14 protein-coding genes and 1 tRNA gene are annotated in these 20,351 nt (G+C 71.5%); 10 read left to right on the forward strand and 5 right to left on the reverse strand.

Features of this window, described 5'->3' with window-relative positions; translation table 11 throughout:
* Positions 1 to 92 precede the first annotated feature (92 nt).
* Both ABZT02_RS20620 and ABZT02_RS20625 read left to right on the forward strand, forming a co-directional pair.
* Complete coding sequence (locus ABZT02_RS20620) at positions 93 to 1,070, forward strand: ArsA-related P-loop ATPase (RefSeq protein ID WP_356019409.1); 978 nt, start codon at positions 93 to 95, stop codon at positions 1,068 to 1,070.
* A complete protein-coding gene (locus ABZT02_RS20625; RefSeq protein WP_356019410.1) occupies positions 1,067 to 2,527 on the forward strand; it encodes an ArsA family ATPase in 1,461 nt (486 codons plus the stop codon). The genes ABZT02_RS20620 and ABZT02_RS20625 overlap by 4 nt, the downstream gene beginning before the upstream one ends.
* 94 nt (positions 2,528 to 2,621) lie before the next feature.
* Here ABZT02_RS20625 and wblA read toward each other — a convergent pair whose 3' ends face one another.
* Entirely contained in the window at positions 2,622 to 2,960 is a 339-nt protein-coding gene (wblA, locus tag ABZT02_RS20630; protein WP_020118772.1) for a transcriptional regulator WblA, read from the reverse strand.
* A 510-nt stretch (positions 2,961 to 3,470) separates the two neighbouring features.
* Between wblA and ABZT02_RS20635 the strand changes: the two genes are divergently transcribed.
* Positions 3,471 to 5,765: a transglycosylase domain-containing protein gene (locus tag ABZT02_RS20635; protein ID WP_356019411.1), complete on the forward strand. Its 2,295-nt coding sequence runs from the start codon at positions 3,471 to 3,473 to the stop codon at positions 5,763 to 5,765.
* An 83-nt stretch (positions 5,766 to 5,848) separates the two neighbouring features.
* On the opposite strand, the gene ABZT02_RS20640 is transcribed toward ABZT02_RS20635, so the two are convergent.
* Complete coding sequence (locus ABZT02_RS20640) at positions 5,849 to 6,313, reverse strand: GatB/YqeY domain-containing protein (protein ID WP_356019412.1); 465 nt, start codon at positions 6,311 to 6,313, stop codon at positions 5,849 to 5,851.
* Positions 6,314 to 6,541: 228 nt separating this feature from the next.
* On the opposite strand from ABZT02_RS20640, the gene ABZT02_RS20645 reads away from it, so the two are divergent.
* From ABZT02_RS20645 to ABZT02_RS20660, 4 genes are all read left to right on the forward strand, one after another.
* Positions 6,542 to 7,468: a metallophosphoesterase gene (locus ABZT02_RS20645; RefSeq protein WP_356019413.1), complete on the forward strand. Its 927-nt coding sequence runs from the start codon at positions 6,542 to 6,544 to the stop codon at positions 7,466 to 7,468.
* A 114-nt stretch (positions 7,469 to 7,582) separates the two neighbouring features.
* The gene (locus ABZT02_RS20650; RefSeq protein ID WP_356019414.1) at positions 7,583 to 8,368 is read left to right on the forward strand and encodes a Pr6Pr family membrane protein; all 786 of its coding nucleotides are present in this window, start codon (positions 7,583 to 7,585) and stop codon (positions 8,366 to 8,368) included.
* Positions 8,369 to 8,402: 34 nt separating this feature from the next.
* Positions 8,403 to 8,476 (forward strand) — tRNA-Pro (locus ABZT02_RS20655).
* Between the two features lie 589 nt (positions 8,477 to 9,065).
* Positions 9,066 to 9,470, forward strand: coding sequence for an NUDIX domain-containing protein (locus tag ABZT02_RS20660; protein WP_356019649.1), 405 nt, complete (start codon positions 9,066 to 9,068; stop codon positions 9,468 to 9,470).
* Positions 9,471 to 9,933: 463 nt separating this feature from the next.
* Here the strand turns inward: ABZT02_RS20660 and ABZT02_RS20665 are convergent, their stop codons facing one another.
* A complete protein-coding gene (locus ABZT02_RS20665) occupies positions 9,934 to 10,851 on the reverse strand; it encodes a LysR family transcriptional regulator (RefSeq protein WP_356019415.1) in 918 nt (305 codons plus the stop codon).
* 113 nt (positions 10,852 to 10,964) lie between these two features.
* On the opposite strand from ABZT02_RS20665, the gene ABZT02_RS20670 reads away from it, so the two are divergent.
* Together ABZT02_RS20670 and ABZT02_RS20675 are read left to right on the forward strand one after the other, a co-directional pair.
* Positions 10,965 to 11,981 carry a DMT family transporter gene (locus tag ABZT02_RS20670; protein WP_356019416.1) on the forward strand — a complete coding sequence of 339 codons (1,017 nt, stop codon included), beginning with the start codon at positions 10,965 to 10,967 and terminating at the stop codon, positions 11,979 to 11,981.
* Between the two features lie 143 nt (positions 11,982 to 12,124).
* Complete coding sequence (locus tag ABZT02_RS20675) at positions 12,125 to 12,355, forward strand: hypothetical protein (protein ID WP_356019650.1); 231 nt, start codon at positions 12,125 to 12,127, stop codon at positions 12,353 to 12,355.
* A gap of 5 nt (positions 12,356 to 12,360) precedes the next feature.
* Here the strand turns inward: ABZT02_RS20675 and mgtA are convergent, their stop codons facing one another.
* Both mgtA and ABZT02_RS20685 read right to left on the reverse strand, forming a co-directional pair.
* Positions 12,361 to 15,054: a magnesium-translocating P-type ATPase gene (mgtA, locus tag ABZT02_RS20680; protein WP_356019417.1), complete on the reverse strand. Its 2,694-nt coding sequence runs from the start codon at positions 15,052 to 15,054 to the stop codon at positions 12,361 to 12,363.
* Positions 15,055 to 15,613: 559 nt separating this feature from the next.
* Positions 15,614 to 15,973, reverse strand: a complete 360-nt coding sequence (locus tag ABZT02_RS20685; protein WP_356019418.1) for a metalloregulator ArsR/SmtB family transcription factor — start codon at positions 15,971 to 15,973, stop codon at positions 15,614 to 15,616.
* Positions 15,974 to 16,349: 376 nt separating this feature from the next.
* Between ABZT02_RS20685 and ABZT02_RS20690 the strand changes: the two genes are divergently transcribed.
* A complete protein-coding gene (locus ABZT02_RS20690) occupies positions 16,350 to 20,312 on the forward strand; it encodes an AAA family ATPase (protein ID WP_356019419.1) in 3,963 nt (1,320 codons plus the stop codon).
* Positions 20,313 to 20,351 lie beyond the last annotated feature (39 nt).

Here is a 20,351-nt window from a genome sequence, read left to right on the forward strand (position 1 = left end):
CCCGGCTTTCAGCCGCTGCTGCCCACAGCCGGTGCCCGCGTTATCCACAGCCTCCTGCTTAGGTTCGCCGCCGACTGGTTACGCTCGAATACGTGAGCAGGCTCCAGGTCGTCAGCGGCAAGGGCGGGACCGGAAAGACGACGGTCGCCGCAGCCCTCGCGTTGGCCCTCGCCACCGAGGGGAAGCGGACGCTTCTCGTCGAGGTGGAGGGTCGCCAGGGAATCGCGCAGCTCTTCGAAACGGAGGCGCTGCCCTACGAGGAGCGGAAGATCGCCGTCGCTCCGGGGGGCGGGGAGGTGTACGCACTGGCCATCGACCCCGAACTGGCCCTTCTGGACTACCTCCAGATGTTCTACAAACTCGGCGGAGCGGGACGCGCCCTGAAGAAGCTCGGCGCGATCGACTTCGCGACCACCATCGCGCCCGGCCTCCGGGACGTCCTCCTGACGGGCAAGGCGTGCGAGGCGGTCCGCCGTAAGAACAAGTCCGGCCGCTTCGCCTACGACTACGTCGTGATGGACGCGCCCCCCACCGGCCGTATCACCCGCTTCCTGAACGTCAACGACGAGGTCGCGGGACTCGCCAAGATCGGCCCGATACACAATCAGGCGCAGGCCGTGATGCGGGTGCTGAAGTCCAAGGAGACGGCCGTCCACCTGGTGACCCTCCTGGAGGAGATGCCCGTCCAGGAGACCGCGGACGGCATCGCCGAACTCCGGGCCGCACAGCTGCCCGTGGGCCGGATCGTCGTGAACATGGTGCGCCCGGAGGTGTTGGACGGCACCGATCTGGAACTCGTACGGACCACCCCGCGTGCAGCCGTGGCGAAGGCGCTGTCCTCGGCCGGGCTCGGCGGCGCCCGCCGCGGGGGCAACGCCGAGAAGCTGGTCGACCCGCTGATCCGGCAGGCCGAGGAGTACGCCGAGCGGTACGACCTGGAGCACGAACAGCGCTCGGTCCTCGGCGAACTGGGACTGCCGCTGCACGAACTGCCCTTGCTGACCGAGGGCATGGACCTGGCGGGACTGTACGAACTGGCCACCGAGCTGCGGAAGCAGGGGATGTCATGAGCCCGGACGCCGACCGGCACAACCGAACTCCCCAGAATCCGCGCCCGGACCGCCCCCACCGCCTCTCCCCCGCGGGGGTGCTCGACCTCGACCCCCTGATCGACGACCCGAAGACCCGGATCGTGGTCTGCTGCGGCTCGGGCGGCGTCGGCAAGACCACGACCGCGGCGGCCCTCGGCCTGCGTGCCGCCGAGCGGGGCCGCAAGGTCGTCGTCCTCACCATCGACCCGGCCCGCCGGCTCGCCCAGTCCATGGGCATCGACTCGCTGGACAACGTCCCACGCCGGGTGAAGGGCCTGGACGACTCCGCGAGCGGTGAGCTGCACGCGATGATGCTCGACATGAAGCGCACCTTCGACGAGATCGTCGAGGCGCACGCGGACGCCGATCGGGCGGCCGCGATCCTGAACAACCCCTTCTACCAGTCGCTCTCGGCGGGCTTCGCGGGCACGCAGGAGTACATGGCGATGGAGAAGCTCGGGCAGCTGCGGGCCCGGGACGAGTGGGACCTGATCGTCGTCGACACACCCCCCTCCCGCTCCGCCCTCGACTTCCTGGACGCGCCGAAGCGGCTCGGCTCCTTCCTCGACGGAAGGCTCATCCGCCTACTCACCGCCCCGGCCAAGCTCGGCGGACGGGCGGGGATGAAGTTCCTGAACGTCGGGATGTCGATGATGACCGGCACGCTCGGCAAACTGCTGGGCGGTCAACTCCTCAAGGACGTCCAGACGTTCGTGGCCGCGATGGACACGACCTTCGGCGGGTTCCGCACGCGCGCGGACGCGACGTACAAGCTGCTCCAGGCACCCGGGACGGCGTTCCTGGTGGTCGCGGCCCCGGAGCGGGACGCGCTGCGCGAGGCCGCGTACTTCGTGGAGCGGCTGGCCGCGGAGCGCATGCCGCTCGCCGGCCTGGTGCTCAACCGGGTCCACGGCAGCGGCGCCGACCGGCTCTCGGCCGAGCGGGCGCTCGCCGCCGCGGAGAACCTCGAGGCTGCGGAAAATCTTGAGACCGCGGAGAATCCCGAGGCTGCGGAAAATCTTGAAGAGCCCCGCATTGTCGATCAGGAGGGCGGGAAAGCTGGACTTCGTAACTCTCCCGACACGTACGGCAGTTCAGAATCTCCCGCTTCCGAGGCACCGGCTCCTGACGAAGGCTCCCCCGCCGACCTGGAGAACCAGAGCTCGGAGCGCACGGAGAAGGAGCGGTCCGCCCATCCGGCTGACCGGTCCGTCGACCAGCTCACCGCAGGCCTGCTGAGGCTGCACGCCGACCGTATGCAACTGCTCTCCCGCGAGCAGCGCACACGTGACCGCTTCACCGCGCTCCACCCCGAGGTGGCGGTGGCCGAAGTGGCCGCGCTGCCCGGCGATGTGCACGACCTCACGGGGCTGCGGGACATCGGAACACGGCTCGCGGCCGGGCGGCAGGAGCTGCCCGAGACTGTCGCGGACTGACCCGTGCCCGACGCTGCCGTCGACCGGCGGCCCGTGCCTGACTTGGCGACTGTCCCCCGAGGGGTGTCCCCACCGTCCCGAGGGGCGTCCCCCCTCAGCCCACCGCCGCGTAGTTCTCGTAGATCTCGTCGTCTTCGAGGGGCAGGATGCCGACCCCCCGCTCGTACTCGACGCGCGCCGTCTCCAGCAGCCTGCGCCACGACGTGACCGTCGGGCGCCGGCGCAGCAGGGCGCGGCGCTCGCGCTCTGTCATGCCTCCCCACACGCCGAACTCGACGCGGTTGTCCAGCGCGTCGGCGAGGCACTCCGTGCGCACCGGACATCCCGTGCACACCGCCTTCGCCCGGTTCTGCGCTGCTCCTTGAACGAACAGTTCATCCGGATCGGTAGTGCGGCAGGCCGCCTGCGCACTCCAGTCGACTACCCAGCCCATACCGGCGCCGTCCTCTCCCGAATCGAGGCTCCCCCACGGCGGCAGCGGCATATTCACCGCCGCCAGTTGAGGACGTTACGGAAGGCAGGCACAGCGCAACACCCCCTTCGGGCCCAATCTTGAATGGCCCGAACGGACTATGCGTAAGCGGCAGATCACCCGGGGGAGTGAGCCCGCGACATACATGACTATCCCGGCAGACCAGGACACTTGTCTTGCGTCACAACGGGCACCTGATGACACACGAGGCGGATTCGGACACGTCCCCACCAAAAAAGTTGGGGACCGACCGCAACGATTCGGGATCGGCGGACGTATTGATACGTGGCCCTACTGCTGTGACAGTTGAGAGCAGCTTAGGCCAACGCCTGTGCGCGTGTCCGGCGAATGAGAAGGTAGTGCGCGCTCCTGCCGCCATGCCCGCTCCCACGCGGTCGTGCCCGCTTCCGTCGCCATGCCGTGACATGGGCTCCCCCTGAACGCTCATGAGGACGGATTAGGCTGCCCCCTATGTCGAAGAAGCGCTCGGGTGGCGGTCTGTCGCCCACGCAGCAGGCCGCCAAGTTCCTCGGTGTCAGTGTCCTCGCGGGAGCGGTGATGGCCGGCATCGCGCTGCCCGCGGCCGGCGCGCTCGGGCTCGCGGCCAAGGGGTCGGTGGAGAGTTTCGACGAACTCCCGACCAACCTGAAGACCCCACCGCTGAGCCAGCGCACCACGATCCTCGACAGCGAGGGCGGCACCATCGCCACGGTGTACTCGCGCGACCGTACGGTGGTCGACCTCAAGAACATCTCGCCGTACATGCAGAAGGCGATCGTCGCGATCGAGGACTCGCGCTTCTACCAGCACGGCGCGGTCGACCTGAAGGGCGTCCTGCGCGCGCTCAACAAGAACGCCCAGAGCGGCGGGGTCGCCCAGGGCGCCTCCACGCTGACGCAGCAGCTCGTGAAGAACGTCGCGGTGGAGGAGGCCGGTGACGACCCGACGAAGGTCGCCGAGGCCACCCAGCAGACCATCGGCCGCAAGATTCGCGAGCTGAAGTACGCGATCCAGCTCGAAGAGGAACTCGGCAAGAAGAAGATCCTCGAGAACTACCTGAACATCACCTTCTTCGGCCAGCAGGCGTACGGCGTCGAGGCCGCCTCCCAGCGCTACTTCTCCCGGCACGCCAAGGACCTCAACCTCGAGCAGTCGGCTCTGCTCGCGGGCATCGTCCAGTCCCCGAGCCGCTACGACCCGGTCAACGACGAGGCCGAGGCGACCAAGCGGCGCAACACCGTGCTCCAGCGCATGGCCGAGGTCGGTGACGTCTCCCAGGCGGAGGCCGACAAGGCCAAGGAGCAGCCGCTGGGCCTCAAGGTCAGCAAGCCGAAGAACGGCTGCATCACGGCGGTCAAGGGCGCCGGCTTCTTCTGCGACTACGTCCGTGAGGTCTTCCTGACCGACCCGGTCTTCGGCAAGACCCAGGAGGCCCGGGCCAAGGTCTGGAACCAGGGCGGCCTGACGATCCGCACCACGATGGACCCGCAGGCCCAGAAGTCGGCCCAGAGGTCCATCAAGGAGCACGTCTACCAGAAGGACGACGTGGCCACCGCGGCCACCATCGTCCAGCCCGGCACCGGCAAGATCCTGGCGATGGGCCAGTCGCGGCCGTACGGCATCAACACCAAGAAGAACGAGACGACGCTCGACCTCTCGGTCGACCAGGACATGGGTGGCGGCGCGGGCTACCAGCCCGGTTCGACGTTCAAGGCGATCGTGGCCGCGGCCGCGATAGAGGGCGGTATGCCGGCGACGAAGATGTACTCCTCGCCGTACAAGATGGACTACCCGAGCCCGGTCCAGCTCTGCAACGGCAAGGTCTGGAACGAGAAGGGCGTCTCGCTCACCAACGAGAACGAGTCCGAGGTCGGCCCGTACTCCATGAAGGAGGCGACCGCCAAGTCGGTCAACACCTACTACGTGCAGCTGATCAGCGACATCGGCGTCTGCCCGGTGACGGAGATGGCCGCGAAGATGGGGGTCGAACGCGCGGACGGCGGCAAGCTGCAGCAGCGGCCCTCGATCGCCCTGGGCACCCAGGAGGTCTCCCCGCTGACGATGGCGAACGCGTACGCGACCTTCGCCTCGCGCGGTATGTACTGCACCCCGGTCGCCATCGAGTCGATCACCCAGCGGGTCGGCGAGAAGTCGAAGTCCCTGCAGGTGCCGAAGTCGACCTGCTCGCGGGCGATGTCGGAGACCACCGCGGACACCATCAACACGCTCCTCAAGGGCGTGGTCGAGGACGGTACGGGTACCCAGGCGGGCCTCAGCGGCCGCGCCAGCGCCGGTAAGACCGGTACGACGGACGAGCGCTACGCGGCCTGGTTCGTGGGCTACACGCCGAACATGGCCGGCGCGGTCTGGGTCGGCGACCCCGCGCACAAGCGCAAGATGCAGAACATCACCATCGGCGGCGTCTGGCACTCCAAGGTCTTCGGCGGTGAGGTCCCCGGACCGATCTGGCGCGACATGATGAGCGGTGCCCTGGAGGGCAAGGACGCCCCGGGCTTCAACCTCGTCAACATCCCGGACCCGCCGAAGGACAAGGGCGACGGGAAGGGCGACGGCAACGACAACGGCGGCAACAACAACGGCGGGCACGACAACGGCGGCAACGACGGCGGTGGGAACGACGGCGGCAACGACGGCAACACCACCTTCCCGACGCCGTCCTTCTCGATCCCGGAGGGCTTCATCCAGGGCACGAGCAACGGGAACGGCAACGGGGGCGGCAACGGGGGCGGCGGCGGGCGCGGCTGACGCCCGGAGACCCACCCACGGATGAGAGCCCGGTCCCGCTGCATGCGGGACCGGGCTCTCGTACGACCGGCAGGTGCTGTTTCTCAGCCGGCCAGGAGCTTCTTCACCGCGGCGGCGACCCGGCCGCCCTCGGCCAGGCCGGCCACCTTCGGGTTCACGATCTTCATGACGGCGCCCATGGCCCGCGGCCCCTCGGCACCGGCCGCCTTCGCCTCCTCGACGGCCTGGGCGACGATGTCGTTCAGCTCCTCGTCGCTGAGCTGCTTGGGCAGGTACTCGGCCAGGACCTCGCCCTCCGCCTTCTCCCGCTCGGCGGACTCGGCGCGACCACCCTGGGCGAAGGCGTCCGCGGCCTCGCGGCGCTTCTTCGCCTCCTTGGTGATCACCTTCAAAACCTCGGCGTCGGAGAGCTCGCGCTTCTCCTTGCCCGCGACCTCCTCATTGCTGATCGCGGCGAGCGTCATCCGGAGCGTCGAGGAGCGCAGCTCGTCGCGCCCCTTGATCGCGGCGTTGAGGTCTTCCCGCAGCTTGGACTTGAGCGTGGTCATGGGGTTGATTGTCGCAGGTGCGGGGTGGGGGGTGCGCGCGCATTTACGGGGGTATCGCGAGGCGGCGGGCGTCCGGCATCACCGGGTGGGGGCGCCCGGCGTCACGGGGCGCGGGTGCGCGGCGTTACGGGCGGCGGGTGCCCGGCATCACGGGGCGGCGGGTGGGCGTCGTAACGGGGTCGCGGGCGCCCGGTCAAGGATGTCCTCGTGATCTGACACGATGGAGGCATGCGCGCGCGATACGGAGTCCCCCTGGGAATCGCGGCGGTTGGCGCCGCCGGCCTCGTCTACTCGGCGGGTTTCGAAGCCCGTTCCTTCCGGCTGCGACGAGTGACGGTCCCCGTCCTGCCGCCCGGCATGCGCCCACTGCGGGTGCTCCAGGTCTCCGACATCCACATGGTCGGCGGCCAGCGCAAGAAGCAGCGCTGGCTGCGCTCCCTGGCGGGCCTGCGCCCGGACTTCGTGATCAACACGGGCGACAACCTCTCGGACCCGGAGGGCGTGCCGGAGGTCCTGGACGCGCTGGGTCCGCTGATGGAGTTCCCGGGCGCGTACGTCTTCGGCTCCAACGACTATTACGGCCCCACATTCCGCAACCCCGCGCGCTACCTGTACGAGAAGGCGCAGGGCCGCCACGGCCTGAACGGCAACGCGCCCGCCGTAGGGGTCATCCACAACCCGTGGGAGAACCTGCGGGACGGCTTCGACGCGGCGGGCTGGCAGAACCTCACCAACACGCGCGGCATGCTGAAGATCGAGGGCGTGTCGGTGGAGCTGACCGGCGTGGACGACCCGCACATCAAGCGGGACCGCTACGCCGAGGTGGCCGGCGGCCCGTCGGGCGCGGCCGACTTCTCCATGGGCGTCGTGCATGCCCCGTATCTCCGCGTCCTGGACGCCTTCACGGCAGACGACTACCGACTGATCCTCGCCGGCCACACCCACGGCGGCCAGCTCTGCCTCCCCTTCTACGGCGCCTTCGTCACCAACTGCGATCTGGACACCGACCGGGTGAAGGGGCTGTCCCGGCACACGGCGGAGGGCAGGACGTCGTACCTGCACGTGTCGGCGGGATGTGGCACGAGCCGCTATACGCCGGTGCGGTTCGCGTGCCCGCCGGAGGTCACGTTGCTGACGCTGGTGGGCCGGGAGTAGGGAGCGAGCGTCGGGCCCGGGGGCGACGGCGCAGGGGACCTTGGGCGCAGGGGACGTTAACCCGCACGGCCCGCCCGTATCGCCCGTTTTGCCTGATATGCCTAACGTAAGGGCATGACCGCGCCAATACCGAGGGACATCCCGGACCTCCCCGCCCTCCCGGGCATGCCCGCATTCCTGCCCTCGCCCGTCCCCGCCACGGCGGTGGTGGCTCCCGTACGCCATCCCGTGGCCGCCGCCTACCGCGTACTGGTGGCACTGGTGGCCGCGGGGGCGGTGACCGTCGAACTGCTCCTGAGCAGCGCGATCCGCACCCTGAGCTACTTCGCGATCCAGAGCGCGATCCTGCTGGCGATGGTGCTCCTGCTGTCGGCCCGCAGGGCGTGGACCGCCCGCCGCCCCCTACCCTCCGCCCTGACGGGCGCGGCCCTTCTCTACGTCACGATCACGGCCCTGGTGCACCACGTGCTGCTCGCGAACGCGGCGAGCCCCTTCGTCCTGACGGGCGAGGCGGCGAATCCGACGGGCTGGCACGCGGTGACCGCCCACCTCCTGCACACGGTGATCCCCGCGGCGGCGCTGGCGGACTGGCTTCTGCTGACGGCCCCCGGCCGCCTGCACCTGCGCCAGGCGGCAACCTGGCTGCTGTACCCCCTGGCCTACCTGCTGTTCTCCTTCACCCGGGGCGAACTGATCCTCCCGGGCACTGGCGGCCGCTACCTCTACCCCTTCCTGGACGTGGATCTCCACGGCTACAAGAACGTCCTCGGCAACGCCCTCCTCCTCGGCCTCTCCTTCTACGCCCTGGCAATCCTCCTGATCGCCCTCGACCACGCCCGCCCGAACCCCACCCGCCACCGCGCCAAAACCGGATTTCGTCTCCAGCCACCGGTGGGCTAAAGTAAACGACGTCGCCGCGACGAGCAGCGACGATCGGGGTGTAGCGCAGCTTGGCAGCGCGCTTCGTTCGGGACGAAGAGGTCGTGGGTTCAAATCCCGCCACCCCGACGCAGGTCAGAGGCCCATTCGCTTGATCGCGAATGGGCCTCTTTCATGCCCCGGGGGTCTAAACAGGGCCATCTTCCTGATCTTTGGCGAAGATGTCATCCATCGCTTCGGCGCCCTCCGTGATGACTGGCCCGGAGCTGCTCCATGGAGTTGCCGAGGCAAGCGACGAGCAGGTCTTTGCTGTGGTGGAACGCGTCGTCATGGCCCTGAGCGGGGTGAACGACGTCCCCAAACGGCAGCGCCTTCGAGACCGGCGAGCGTGCGGAGTTGTGCGACTACGTCGACGAGTCGGTGACCGAGTGCGGCGTCGATGTAGTCACAATGACGGCCCGCCACGGGCTGGGGCGGTACGAGCTCACAGACCAGTGGCGGAGGTGGTAGGCGCGCGCACCGACGTGACCCGGACACCGCACCAGAGGTGCACCAGATCGAGCGGGGTACAACGGTGAAAGCCGCCGAGTCCAGCGGGCCCGCACCCCAGCCGTCACCCAGGTCAGCGACCTGGCCGCTGACCAAATGCCCGCAGCTTCCCAAGTTCAGTGTGCGGACGGTGCTGACGCAGGCGATGCCCTCCGATACGGTCCCGGCCATGGCGAACGACGCTGTGCCTGAGAAGGTGGCGTGGGTCCTGGTACGGGGTAGCCGGGTGTTGGTGACGCGTAGTCACGGCAGAGATCGTTTCTACTTCCCGGGCGGTCATCGTGAGCCGGGCGAGTCCGACAGCGAGACCCTGGTGCGGGAGATCGACGAGGAACTGCAGACCGCGATCGACTCCGGCTCCATGGTGCACTTCGGCACTTTCGAGATCGGCGAGGGTCATCCGGAGCATGACCCCTTCCGGATGATCTGCTACACCGCCGATCACCGCGGTGAGCTGACTCCGTCGCGGGAGATCGCCGAGAAGGCGTGGTTCCGTTACGCCGACAGGGAGCGGGTCTCGGCCGTCGACGCGATGGTCTTTGACGCGCTTCACCAGGCCGGGCGGCTTTCCTGATCCCGTGACTGCTGCACAGCAGCGAAGTACAGCAATCGCAATGACCTCCCCGCCGGGAGTTCGGGACGAAGGTGACTGCTGCGGGGCGTCCGCTCAAGCGGGCGAGGTCGTGTGCTTCCCACGCGTCGGCGGGGCGAGCCGAGCATCGCCCTGCCGGATCAACTCCCCCTCATACCGGGGACGTCGGGCGTCGGGTGGTCGAAGAGCACCGGGTGTCCGGGGTCGATGCGCAGGTCCCAGGCCGGCCCCGGCGGTCTGCGGCGGAGCCGGGACGCCGAGCACTGCGTCATGTCCGTCCAGGCGGCCCACGATCGACTGGAACCCGGTCGGACGCGGGTCAGCACCCTGCAACCTCGGCCACCCCACCCAGCCGGCGCACACCGACACCCCGGCCACACGCACCGGCTCCCGTCGACGCCCCCGCCAAGACGCCCCGCACCCGACCCCGCCGCCCGGGCCGGTCTCACCGCGCCGCAGGTCCCGTGGGCCGGTCGAGGGCGGCCGCGTCGCGCAGTGCCGACAGGAGGGTGCGCAAGGCGGGCTGGTCGAGGGCGGTTTCGCGGGCGATCGCCGAGATCACGCGGACCGGTTCGGGGTTGCGGACCGGGCGTACGACGACGCCGGGGTGGCCGCCGCGCAGGCCCAGCCTCGGCATCAGACCGACGCCGAGGCCGGCCGCGACGAAGCCCTGTGCGGTGGCGTAGTCCTCGCTGCGGATGGCGAAGTCGGGGGTGAACCCGGCCGCCGCGCAGGAGTCGAGCACCGGTTCCAGGCAGGGGCCGGGCGGTTCGCTGCCGACCCACTGCTCCCCGGACAGCTCGTTCAGGTCGATGACCTCCCGGTCCGCGAGCGGATGGCCCAGAGGCAGGACGGCGGCGTACGGGTCGTCGAGCAGATGGACCAGGCGGAAGCCGTCCGCGGCCCGGCCCCGCGCCTGCACGACCACCGCCAGGTCGGCCCGGCCGCGCACGACCTCCTGGAACGGGTCCTCCGGGTCGGCGAGTTCGAGGTCGACCCGTACGCCCGGGTGTTCCGCGCGGAGCCGGGCCAGGGCCGGGGCCACCAGCGTGGAGCCCGCGGTGGCGAAGTAACGGACCGACAGGGTGCCGATACGTCCGGCGCGTAGGTCGGCGAGGGCGGTCTCCGCCTGGGCGACCGCCGAGCTGATCAGGGCCGCGTGCTCGGTGAGCAGCAGGCCTGCGGGGGTGGGCCGTACCCCGCGCCCGACCCGTTCGAGCAGCGCGGTACCGGCCTGCTTCTCCAGCGCCGCCACCTGCTGGCTGACGGCGGACGGTGTGTAGCCGAGGTGGGCCGCGGCCGCGGTGACCGTCCCGCTGGTGACCACCGCGCGCAGGACCTGGAGGCGCCTCACATCAAGCATGTAGCTCAGCTTAACAGTATGGGTAGAACCCTTTGCTTGTCCTCACAGGTCGACTGGGGCATCGTCGAGGAACGGGCCGGAATGGACCACGTACCGGGCCGTACGTCGGCCTGATGGAGGGAAGCAACGTGAACGGTGGGACACGGAGCCTGCGGGGCGGAGTGCGGGTGGCCGTGCTCGCCCTGCTGTGGGGCTCGACCTTCCTCTGGATCGAGCTGGCGCTGCGCGGTCTCTCCCCGCTCCAGGTCACGTTCGTCCGCTGTCTCCTCGGCGCGCTCGTCCTCACCGTCGCCTGCTACGCGTCGGGTCGGCGCATGCCCCGCGGCCGGGCCGTCTGGCGGCACATCGTCGTCGCGGCCTTCTTCTGCAACGCGCTGCCCTTCGCCCTGTTCAGCCTGGGCCAGCAGACCGTCGACTCCGGCCTCGCGGGGGTCCTGAACGCCACGACCCCACTGTGGTCGATCGCCCTCGGTCTGGCCCTCGGCTCGGAACGCGGACTGCGTCCGGCCCGTCTGGCGGGCCTGCTGCTCGGCTTCGCCGGCACGATTCTCATCCTCGCCCCGTGGCAGTCGGCCGGGGCCACCGGCTGGGGAGCCCTCGCCATTCTCGGCGGGGCCGCCAGCTACGCCGTCGCCTTCACCTACATGGGCCGCACCCTGGTGCGCCGGGGCACCCCCACCATCTCGCTCTCCGCCGCCCAACTCGTCGCCGCGAGCGGGCTGACCGCCGTCGCGATGCCCATCGGCGGCCTGGAGTCGATCGATCCCGGCCCGGCGGTCGTGGTCGCGGCCCTGGTCCTCAGCGTCTTCTGCACCGCGATCACCTTCCACCTCACCTACCGGATCATCAACGACGAGGGCGCCACCAACGCCGCCGTGGTCGGCTACCTGCTGCCCGTCGTCTCCGTGCTCCTCGGCGCGGCCGTCCTGGGCGAGGCCCTGAGCGTGCGGGTCGTGCTGGGCATGGCCGTCGTCCTCGTGGGGGTCGGGCTGACCCGGCGGAAGGACGCGGTGGCCACGGCGCCGGCCCGGGCCGACGAGGAAACGGCCGAGAACCCGCCCACCGAGACCCCGTCGGCCACTCGCCGCGCGGCGCTGGAAAGCGCGGGCGGCGCTGGATGCGCGGGATGACCTCCGGCGAGTCCCGCCTGCGGTCGGCGTCCGCCGGCGGTGTTCCACATCACCGGCCGGGTCCGTCAGGGCATCGCATCGGGCATCGGCCCCCGGGACGATTGCGCAACCTCTAAACTGTCGCCGTGGACGCAGCGGAGACAGTGGAGACGGCCGACGTGACCGGGTGGGAAGTCGCCGTCCTCGACGGCGGACCGGCCGACGGAATGCGGGTCAAGGTCGCCGACCGGCCCCGGGTCGTGCAGGTCGCGTACCCCTGCCGGGCGGAGGGCGCGCCGACCGGGGTGCGAGTGGAGGGCGTCTACGTCTACCGGCTCGATCACGGGGTGACGGACGAACCCCTGCGGTACGGCTTCGACATCGCCTGCCCCTGAGACGTTCAGCCGCCGGATCGCGCACGCGTGCGGTGGCGCTCGTGGCGCGTCCTCGCCGCCAGCAGGCCTACGGCGTACAGGGCCAGGACGGCCACGAGCAGCCCGTAGTACACGCCGGGCAGTGCGCTCAGGCCCAGGGCCGGGCCCAGCGGGGACGCGGGCAGGAGCAGCCCGGTCGCGGCCAGCACGGCGGCGGACCAGGTCACTGGGCCCGGCCGCCGGCCACCCCTGCCGAGCGACCCGAGCGACCCGAGCGAGCCGAGTGACAGCAGCACCATCACCACGGCCTGCGTCAGCAGGTTCTCCGTGAACCAGCCCGAGTGGAACAGCGCCTCGTCGTCGCCCGGGCCGCGCAGGGCGAAGGCCAGGACACCGAAGGTCGCCAGGTCCGCCACGGCGTTCAGGGCGCCGAATCCGACGATGAACCGGAGCAGCTCCCGGGGGTCCAGGACGCTCGGGCGGCGCAGCGCGGACGGGGCGGGACGGTCGTAGGCGAAGGCCAGTTGGGCCGCGTCGAAGCACAGGTTCTGGACGAGGACCTGGGCCGGGAGCATCGGCAGGAAGGGCAGGAGCAGGCCCGCGGAGAGCATCGCGATCACGTTGCCGAGGTTGGAGGAGAGCGTGATGCGCAGATACGTGGCGATGTTGCCGCCCGCGTGACGGCCGGCGGCGACCGCGTGGCCGATCGCGGTGAGGTCCTTCCCGGCGAGCACCAGGTCGGCGTTCTCCCTGGTCACCCCGGCCGCGTCGCGTGGGGCGATGCCCACGTCGGCGGTGCGCAGGGCGGGCAGGTCATTGACGCCGTCGCCGAGCAGGCCGACCGTGTGGCCGCCGGCCTGGAGGGCCCGGGTGACGCGGGTCTTGTGCTCGGGGGTGCAGCGGGCGAAAACGGTCGTACGGCGGACCAGTTCGGTGAGTTCGGGGTCGGTGAGGGTGTCGAGGCGGTCAGCGGTGAGGACACCGGCCACCGGAACCCCCAGTTCACGGCAGGCCCGGACCGCGGTGCCCGGGTGGTCGCCGGTGAGGACCTTGACGGTGACGCCCTGCGCGGCGAGTTCGGCGAGGGCCTCGGCGGCGGACGGCACGAGGTCGTCCCTCAGGGTGACCAGGCCGCGGAAGGTGAGGCCGCGTTCGTGGGGGCGGGTTCCGGCGGGGCGGGTTCCGGCGGGGCGTTCGGCGGTGGCGACCGCGAGGACCCGCAGCCCGTCCGCGGCCTGTGCGTCGGCGAGGTCGCGCAGGCGGGAGCGCTCCTCGTCGGACAGCGAACAGCGTGGCAGTACGGCCTCGGCGGCGCCCTTGGTGATCAGGGTGTGCGTGCCGAGCCGGCCCGGGGTGCGGACGACCACGGTGGCCAGGCGGCGGGCCGGGTCGAAGGGGAGGGCCCGGACGCCGTCGTACGACATGAGGACGTCCTCCTCGTTGTCGGCGGCGGCGAGCAGGGCCTCGTCGAGGGCGTCGGGGGCCGGGAGGTCGGCGAGCTGGAGCGACCACCAGGCGGCGGCCGCCGCCCAGCGCAGCACCTCGGGGTCGTCGCGCCCTTCGGCGTCCAGTGCGCGGTGGACGACCGGGCGGTCCTGGGTGAGGGTGCCGGTCTTGTCCACGCACAGGACGTCCATGGCGCCGATGTCGTGCAGGGCGGGAAGCCGCCGCACGATGACGCCGTGCGTCCGGGCCAGGAGGGCGGCGCCGCGGGCCAGGCAGGTGGTGACGAGGACCGGCAGCATCTCCGGGGTCAGCCCGACCGCCACCGCGACGGCGAAGGGGAGGGTCTCCAGACCGCGGCCGCGCAGGGCGGCGTTGGCCATGAGCACCAGGGGCGGGGTCAGCAGCGCGAACCGGATCAGGATCCAGGAGACGCCCTGGACGGAACGTTCGAAGGTGGTCGTCGGGGGTTTCCCCGTACGGCGGTGCGCGGCGGCGAACCGGGTGTCGCCGCCGGTCGCGGTGACCACGGCGGTGGCGCTGCCGGAGGCGACACTGCTGCCCTGGAAGCAGAGCCGGGGGTCCTGGAAGAGCGGGGGGGCGTGGGGGACACCGCCGTCCCCGTCCCGCGGGTCCTCGCCCGCGGACTTCTCCACCGGTGCGGACTCCCCGGTGAGTGCGGCCTGGTGGACGGTGAACCCGGCCGACCGCAGCAGTCGTACGTCCGCGGGGACCAGGTCGCCCGGGCCCAGCCGTACGACGTCGCCGGGGACGAGTTCCTCGACCGGGATCTCGCGGACGGCCGGGGCCGTGTCCTCGTCCACCCGGCGCTGGACCGTGACGGTGGTCGCCACCAGGCGGCGCAGTTCTGCCGTGGAGCGGTCGGCCCGGTGTTCGCCGGAGGCCCGCAGGACGCAGCTCACGGCGACCAGCAGGAGGATCACGGAGGCGGTGCCCCAGGCGAGGACGGCGGCCGACACGAGTCCCAGACAGAGCAGCACCGCGGTGAAGGGGTCGCGCAGACTCCGGGCGAACAGGCGGAGCCGGGAGGGGTCCTGGGCATCCGGGATCACGTTCTCGCCGAACCGCGCCAACCGCTCCCCCGCCTGCACCTCGGTCAGCCCTCGCGGCCCACTGCCGAGTCGCCGGAACACCTCGTGAAGGCTCGCGGCGGGGGCGGCGGCATCCTGGCGGGGTCCGCAAGGGAAGCCGGGGTCGGCCGCGTCACCACCCAGGTCCACGTCCGCACCGGCCGCGGGAGGAACAGCACGCAGCACCGAAGGACCGGATGACCCGGATGACGGGGAAGCGGGCGCGGTGTCGGGGCCGGCCGGAAGCGCGGGGGCGGGGGTTGACGCAGCGGGACCCGGTGGGGCGGGCGCGTGGGGCACCGGGGAGGGAGCGGACGGGCCGCCCGTCAGCACGGCCTCAAGAGCGGGCGCAGGTGAAGCCGCGGCGGTGAAGGACCCGGACGCCGAACGGATCGGACCCGCGGGCGCAGCCGGGGAATCCGGCCCGGTCGAGGGCCCTCCTGGAACAGCAGGCTCGGCAGTCGCCCCAGCAGGGCCGGTGGACGCGAGTGTCGAACGCCCCGGAAGGACGGACACGGCCGTCGGCCCGTCCCCGGCACCCGGCGCGGACACCGCCCCGCCCCCGGCACCCGGCCCTGCCACCGGCCCGGCCGGTTCAGCCGGCAGCCCGTCAGGCCCGGCGCTCCCGTCAGGCCCGGCGCTCCCGGGTACCACCCCATCCGCCCCGGCACCCCCGGACACCGCCCCCTCCGCAGCAGCAGGCGCGGTGGACAGGGTTCCGTTCTCGCCCCGCGCCTCCGACTGCTCAGACACCGGCCTCGCGCAGTCGGTCCGATGTTCCGGAGGAGGTCTCGCGGGCTGTCAGTTGGCCGACCATGACGCGGACGACGGTCACGATGTCGGGGTCGTCGACGTAGTAGATCTGCCGACGGCCCTCGCGGCGGGAGCGCACGAGCCCGGCGAGTTTCAGCTTCGCCAGGTGCTGGCTGACCGCGGGCAGCGCGCCACCGACCCGGTCGGCGAGGTGGGTGACGTCGCTCTCGCCCTGGGACAGCGCCCACATGATGTGCAGCCGGGCGGAGGAGGCGAGGAGTCCGAAGACGGCGGCCGCCTCGGCGAGCACCTCCGCCGACGGGTCCTGGAAACCGCCGACGACCTTCGCCACAGCCCTCTCCCGTCCTCTCGGGTCAACCGCATCGATCACACCGAAGCGCCGGCCCCAGTGTAGGGGCGGCGCAGTGATCGTCCCGCTTCGTCCGGTACCGGTCCCTCCCCTCGTGGGGACCGGTACCGGAGGAAGCGGGTGACCATGGGTGAATGTGGCCGAGAACGTACGGCGCGCTGGTTGGCATGCGGGGCGCCGGGCTGGTGGCCTGTCATGGCGCCGCCCGTTGGCTGCGCCGCAGGGTCGTGATCCTGCCAGCCAGGGGGCCCGCAGAGGAGGTTCCGGTGCCGGGAGCAGTGCGTTACCGCAGGTCAGCCATATAAAGTGAGTTTTCCGGTCCGGATTCAACCGCGAGGGAAGTAAGGGGTGGAAGACCTTGAGCTCCGACTCAGGAGCACGCACGGCCTTCGCGGAGCGTCTCGCACTGTTGTACAGAGAGGCAGGGAATCCGCCCCTCAAGCGGGTGTCCGAGGGAGTCGGCCGGCTCCAGCGCGTGGACGAGCGGGGACGGCCCGTCCGGGTCTCCGCGCAGCGGATCAGCGACTGGCGGCGGGCCCGGAACGTGCCCGCTCAGTTCACCGCCCTCGCGGCCGTGCTGCATATCCTCATTCCCGAAGCCCGGCGTATCAGTCCCACCCCCGTCTCGGCCGGTCTCTACGACCTCGGTCAGTGGCAGCGGCTGTGGGAGCGCGCGCTGGCGCCGGACGAGGACGAAGGCCCCCAGCCGGAGCCCCCCGCCGGGGTCTGCCCGTACCGCGGCCTCGCCTCCTACCGGCAGGAGGACGCGCGCTGGTTCTTCGGCCGGGAACGGAGCACGGAGGCCCTCGTCGAGCTGCTCCGCTCGGCGGCCGGGACCGGCACCGGCGGTCTGGTGATGCTCGTGGGCGCCTCGGGCGCGGGTAAGTCCTCGCTGCTCAACGCGGGTCTGGTGACCGCCCTGGAGGAGGGCGCGCTCGGCGGTGCCGGCGAGGACGGCGGCCGCACGATCGTTCAGCTCGTGCCGGGCGCCGATCCGCTCACGGAACTGACCGGCCGAATACCCGAGCTGAAACCGCTCGTCTCCGGCACGGAGACCGGCGGACCGGACATCGACCACCCTCCCGAATTCGCGCACGCCGTCCGGGAAGCGGTCGCCTCGTGGGCTCAGCGCGAGGCCGCCGCCACCCGGCCGGTGGTGATCGTCGACCAGTTCGAGGAGGCGTTCACGCTCTGCTCGGACGAGACGGCCAGGCGTACGTTCGTCCAGCTGCTGCATGCCGCCTGCACGCCCGCGGGACCGGACTCGCCGGCGCCCGCGCTGGTCCTCCTCGGCATCCGCGCCGACTTCTACGAGCGCTGCCTCGACCATCCCGAACTGGCCGACGCGCTCCAGCGCCGTCACATGGTGCTCGGGCCGCTCACCGGCGGGGAACTGCGCGAGGCCGTGACCGGTCCGGCCCGGGCCGTGGGCCTGGAGCTGGAGCCGGGGCTCGCAGAGCTGATCGTGCGCGAGGTGAGCGCCGACGGCCCGCGCGGGGCCCACGACGCGGGCGTGCTGCCGTTGCTCTCGCATGCCCTGCTCGCGACCTGGCAGCGCCGCAAGGCGGGCCGGCTGACCGTGGCCGGCTATCGCGCGGCCGGCGGCATCCAGGGCGCGGTCGCGGCGACCGCCGAGCGGGCCTGGTCCGGTCTGGATCCGGCGGCGCGTACGGCGGCCCGGCTGCTGCTGTTGCGTCTGGTGCGGCTCGGCGAGGACACCCAGGCCACCCGCCGGCGCGGCACCCGGCGCCAGCTGGCCGCCGAGTCGACGGACCCGGGCAAGACGGAGGAGTCCCTCGAAGCGCTGGTGCGGGCCCGCCTTGTGACGCTGGACGCGGAGACCGTGGAGATCACCCACGAGGCCTTGCTGACGGCGTGGCCGCGGCTGCGCGAGTGGATCGACGAGGACCGCAGCGACCATCTGCTGCGCCAGCGTATCGAGGAGGACGGCCGTTCCTGGGAGGGCTCGAACCGCGACTCCTCGCTGCTGTACCGGGGCTCGCGGCTCGAACAGGCGCGCACCTGGGCGAAGTCGGCCGGGGACACCTATCTGACCCGCAGCGCGGTGGAGTTCCTGGCCGCCTCGGTCCGGCTGCGCCGGCGTACCGTCCTGATCGCCCGGGGCGCGGTGTCGGCGCTGGTCGTCCTCGCGATGGTGGCCGTCGGTTCGGCGGTGGTCGCCTGGCAGCAGCGCAACGACGCCGTGTTCGAGCAGGTCGTCGCGGAGGCGGACCGCGTCCAGTACACGGATCCGTCGCTGTCCGCCCGGATCGACCTGGTCGCTCACCGGCTCCGGCCCGACGACGAGGGCACCAACACCCGGCTGATCTCCATCGTCAACGCGCCGCTGGCCACCCCGCTCACCGGCCACACCGGCGCCGTCTACCTCACCTCGTTCAGCCCGGACGGAAAGCTTCTGGCCACCGCCAGCTACGACCGGACGGTACGGCTGTGGGACGTCAGCGACCGCCGGCATCCCAAGGCGCTGGGCGAACCCCTCGCCGGTGGCACGAGCTGGGTGAGCAGCGCGGTCTTCGGCCCGGACGGCAGGACGCTGGCCAGCGCCGGGGACGACGGGAGGATCCGGCGCTGGGACCTCGCCGACCCCCGCCACCCGAAGCCCCTCGGCGCTCCCCTGACCGGTCATCGCGGCACGATCTACCTGATCGCGTTCAGCCCGGACGGCAAGACCCTGGCCTCCGCCGGTGAGGACAGGACCGTACGGCTCTGGGACATGCGCGGCACGAACAGGCCGCCCACCACGCTGTCCGGTGCCGGTGCCGCCGTGCGGTCCGTGGCGTGGAGCCCCGACGGGCACACGCTGGCGGCCGGTGGTGACGACAACACGGTCCGGCTGTGGAACACGACCGATCCGCGCCGGCCCCGGGCGTACGACAGGGTGTTGAAGGGGCACACGGGTCTGGTGCACTCGGTCGCCTTCAGCCCGGACGGGACCGAGCTCGCCAGCGGCAGCGCGGACAACAGTGTCCGGCTGTGGGACGTGAGCGACCCGGCCGACCCGGCTCCGGTCGGCTCGCCGCTCACCGGCCACACCGGTCCCATCTGGTCCGTGGCCTTCAGCCCCGACGGAAGGATGCTCGCCGCCGCCAGCGCGGACAGCACGGCGAGCCTGTGGAACGTGAGCGACCCGGCGTACCCCTCGCAGGTCGGCGAACCCCTCGCCGGGAGCAGCGGTGAGATGTACGCGCTGGGCTTCAGCCCCGACAGCCGTACGCTCGCGACCGGCAGCGGCGACAGCAAGGTGCGCCTGTGGTCGATCCCGGCGGGAGACCTGGTGGGCAGCAGCGGGGCGTTCCGCCGGGACGGCGAGGTGCTCGCCACCGCCGGGCGGGACGGGCGGATCCGGCTGTGGAACGTGACGGACCCGGCCCGGCCCGTGGCCCTGAGCAAACCGTTCACACCCGTGGTGCGCGATCCGGACTCCCAGGTGCTGTTCTCCCCCGACGGCGGCACTCTCGCGGTGCTCACCACCGGCCGGGTCCACCTGTGGAACGTCACCGACCCGGCCCACCCCGTCCCCTACGGTCCGGCGCTCGTCCTGCGCTCCCGGTTCATGGGTCCGGACGCCCTGGCGTTCAGCCCCGACGGACGCACCCTGGCCACCGCCTACGACAGCCGCAGCCTCCAGCTGTGGGACGTCACCGATCCGGCTCACCCGGTTTCCCACGGCCCGATCGCCGGCCACAAGGGCTATATCGACGGCCTTGCCTTCAGCCCGGACGGCCGGACCCTGGCCAGTGGCAGCGCGGACGGCACGATCCGGCTGTGGAAGGTGACGGACCCGGCCCGTCCGGCCTCGCTCCGCAAGCCCCTCACCGGGCACACCGGGCCCGTCAACGTGCTCGTCTTCAGCCCGGACGGGCACACCCTGGCGAGCGGCGGCAACGACGACACGGTCCGGCTGTGGGACGTGACCGACCCCACGCACGCCGAGCAGACGGGCGCGGCGCTCACCGGGCACACCGAGGCGGTCGTGTCGCTGACGTACAGCCGTGACGGCTCCACGCTGGCCAGCGGCGGCAACGACAACACGGTCCGGCTCTGGGACGTGGCCGACCCGTCCGCGGCCGGCCCCATCGGGCAGTCGATGAGCCCCAGCGCCAAGACCGGCAGCTTCCTCTCCTTCAGCCCCGACAGCCGCATGCTCGGGGTCTCCAGCGGCGCGGACACCATCCGGCTGTGGGACCTGGACGTCGACGACGCGATCAGCCGCGTCTGCGCCACGACGTCGAACGTTCTGACCCGCCGGACCTGGGAGGAGTACCTGCCGCGGCTCTCGTACGACCCTCCGTGCGACTGAAGCGCATTACGTGATCCCGCTCACAACTCCTCCCCGCAG

The organism is Streptomyces sp. NPDC005402, assembly GCF_040606575.1.
Taxonomy (GTDB): domain Bacteria; phylum Actinomycetota; class Actinomycetes; order Streptomycetales; family Streptomycetaceae; genus Streptomyces.

Coding starts and splice junctions, on each gene's coding strand:
- wblA (WP_020118772.1), bottom strand. CDS start 2,960: ATGGGCTGGGTAGTCGACTGGAGTGCGCAGGCGGCCTGCCGCACTACC.
- ABZT02_RS20625 (WP_356019410.1), top strand. CDS start 1,067: ATGAGCCCGGACGCCGACCGGCACAACCGAACTCCCCAGAATCCGCGC.
- ABZT02_RS20660 (WP_356019649.1), top strand. CDS start 9,066: ATGGCGAACGACGCTGTGCCTGAGAAGGTGGCGTGGGTCCTGGTACGG.
- ABZT02_RS20635 (WP_356019411.1), top strand. CDS start 3,471: ATGTCGAAGAAGCGCTCGGGTGGCGGTCTGTCGCCCACGCAGCAGGCC.
- ABZT02_RS20670 (WP_356019416.1), top strand. CDS start 10,965: ATGGAGGGAAGCAACGTGAACGGTGGGACACGGAGCCTGCGGGGCGGA.
- ABZT02_RS20665 (WP_356019415.1), bottom strand. CDS start 10,851: ATGCTTGATGTGAGGCGCCTCCAGGTCCTGCGCGCGGTGGTCACCAGC.
- ABZT02_RS20645 (WP_356019413.1), top strand. CDS start 6,542: ATGCGCGCGCGATACGGAGTCCCCCTGGGAATCGCGGCGGTTGGCGCC.
- ABZT02_RS20640 (WP_356019412.1), bottom strand. CDS start 6,313: ATGACCACGCTCAAGTCCAAGCTGCGGGAAGACCTCAACGCCGCGATC.
- ABZT02_RS20650 (WP_356019414.1), top strand. CDS start 7,583: ATGACCGCGCCAATACCGAGGGACATCCCGGACCTCCCCGCCCTCCCG.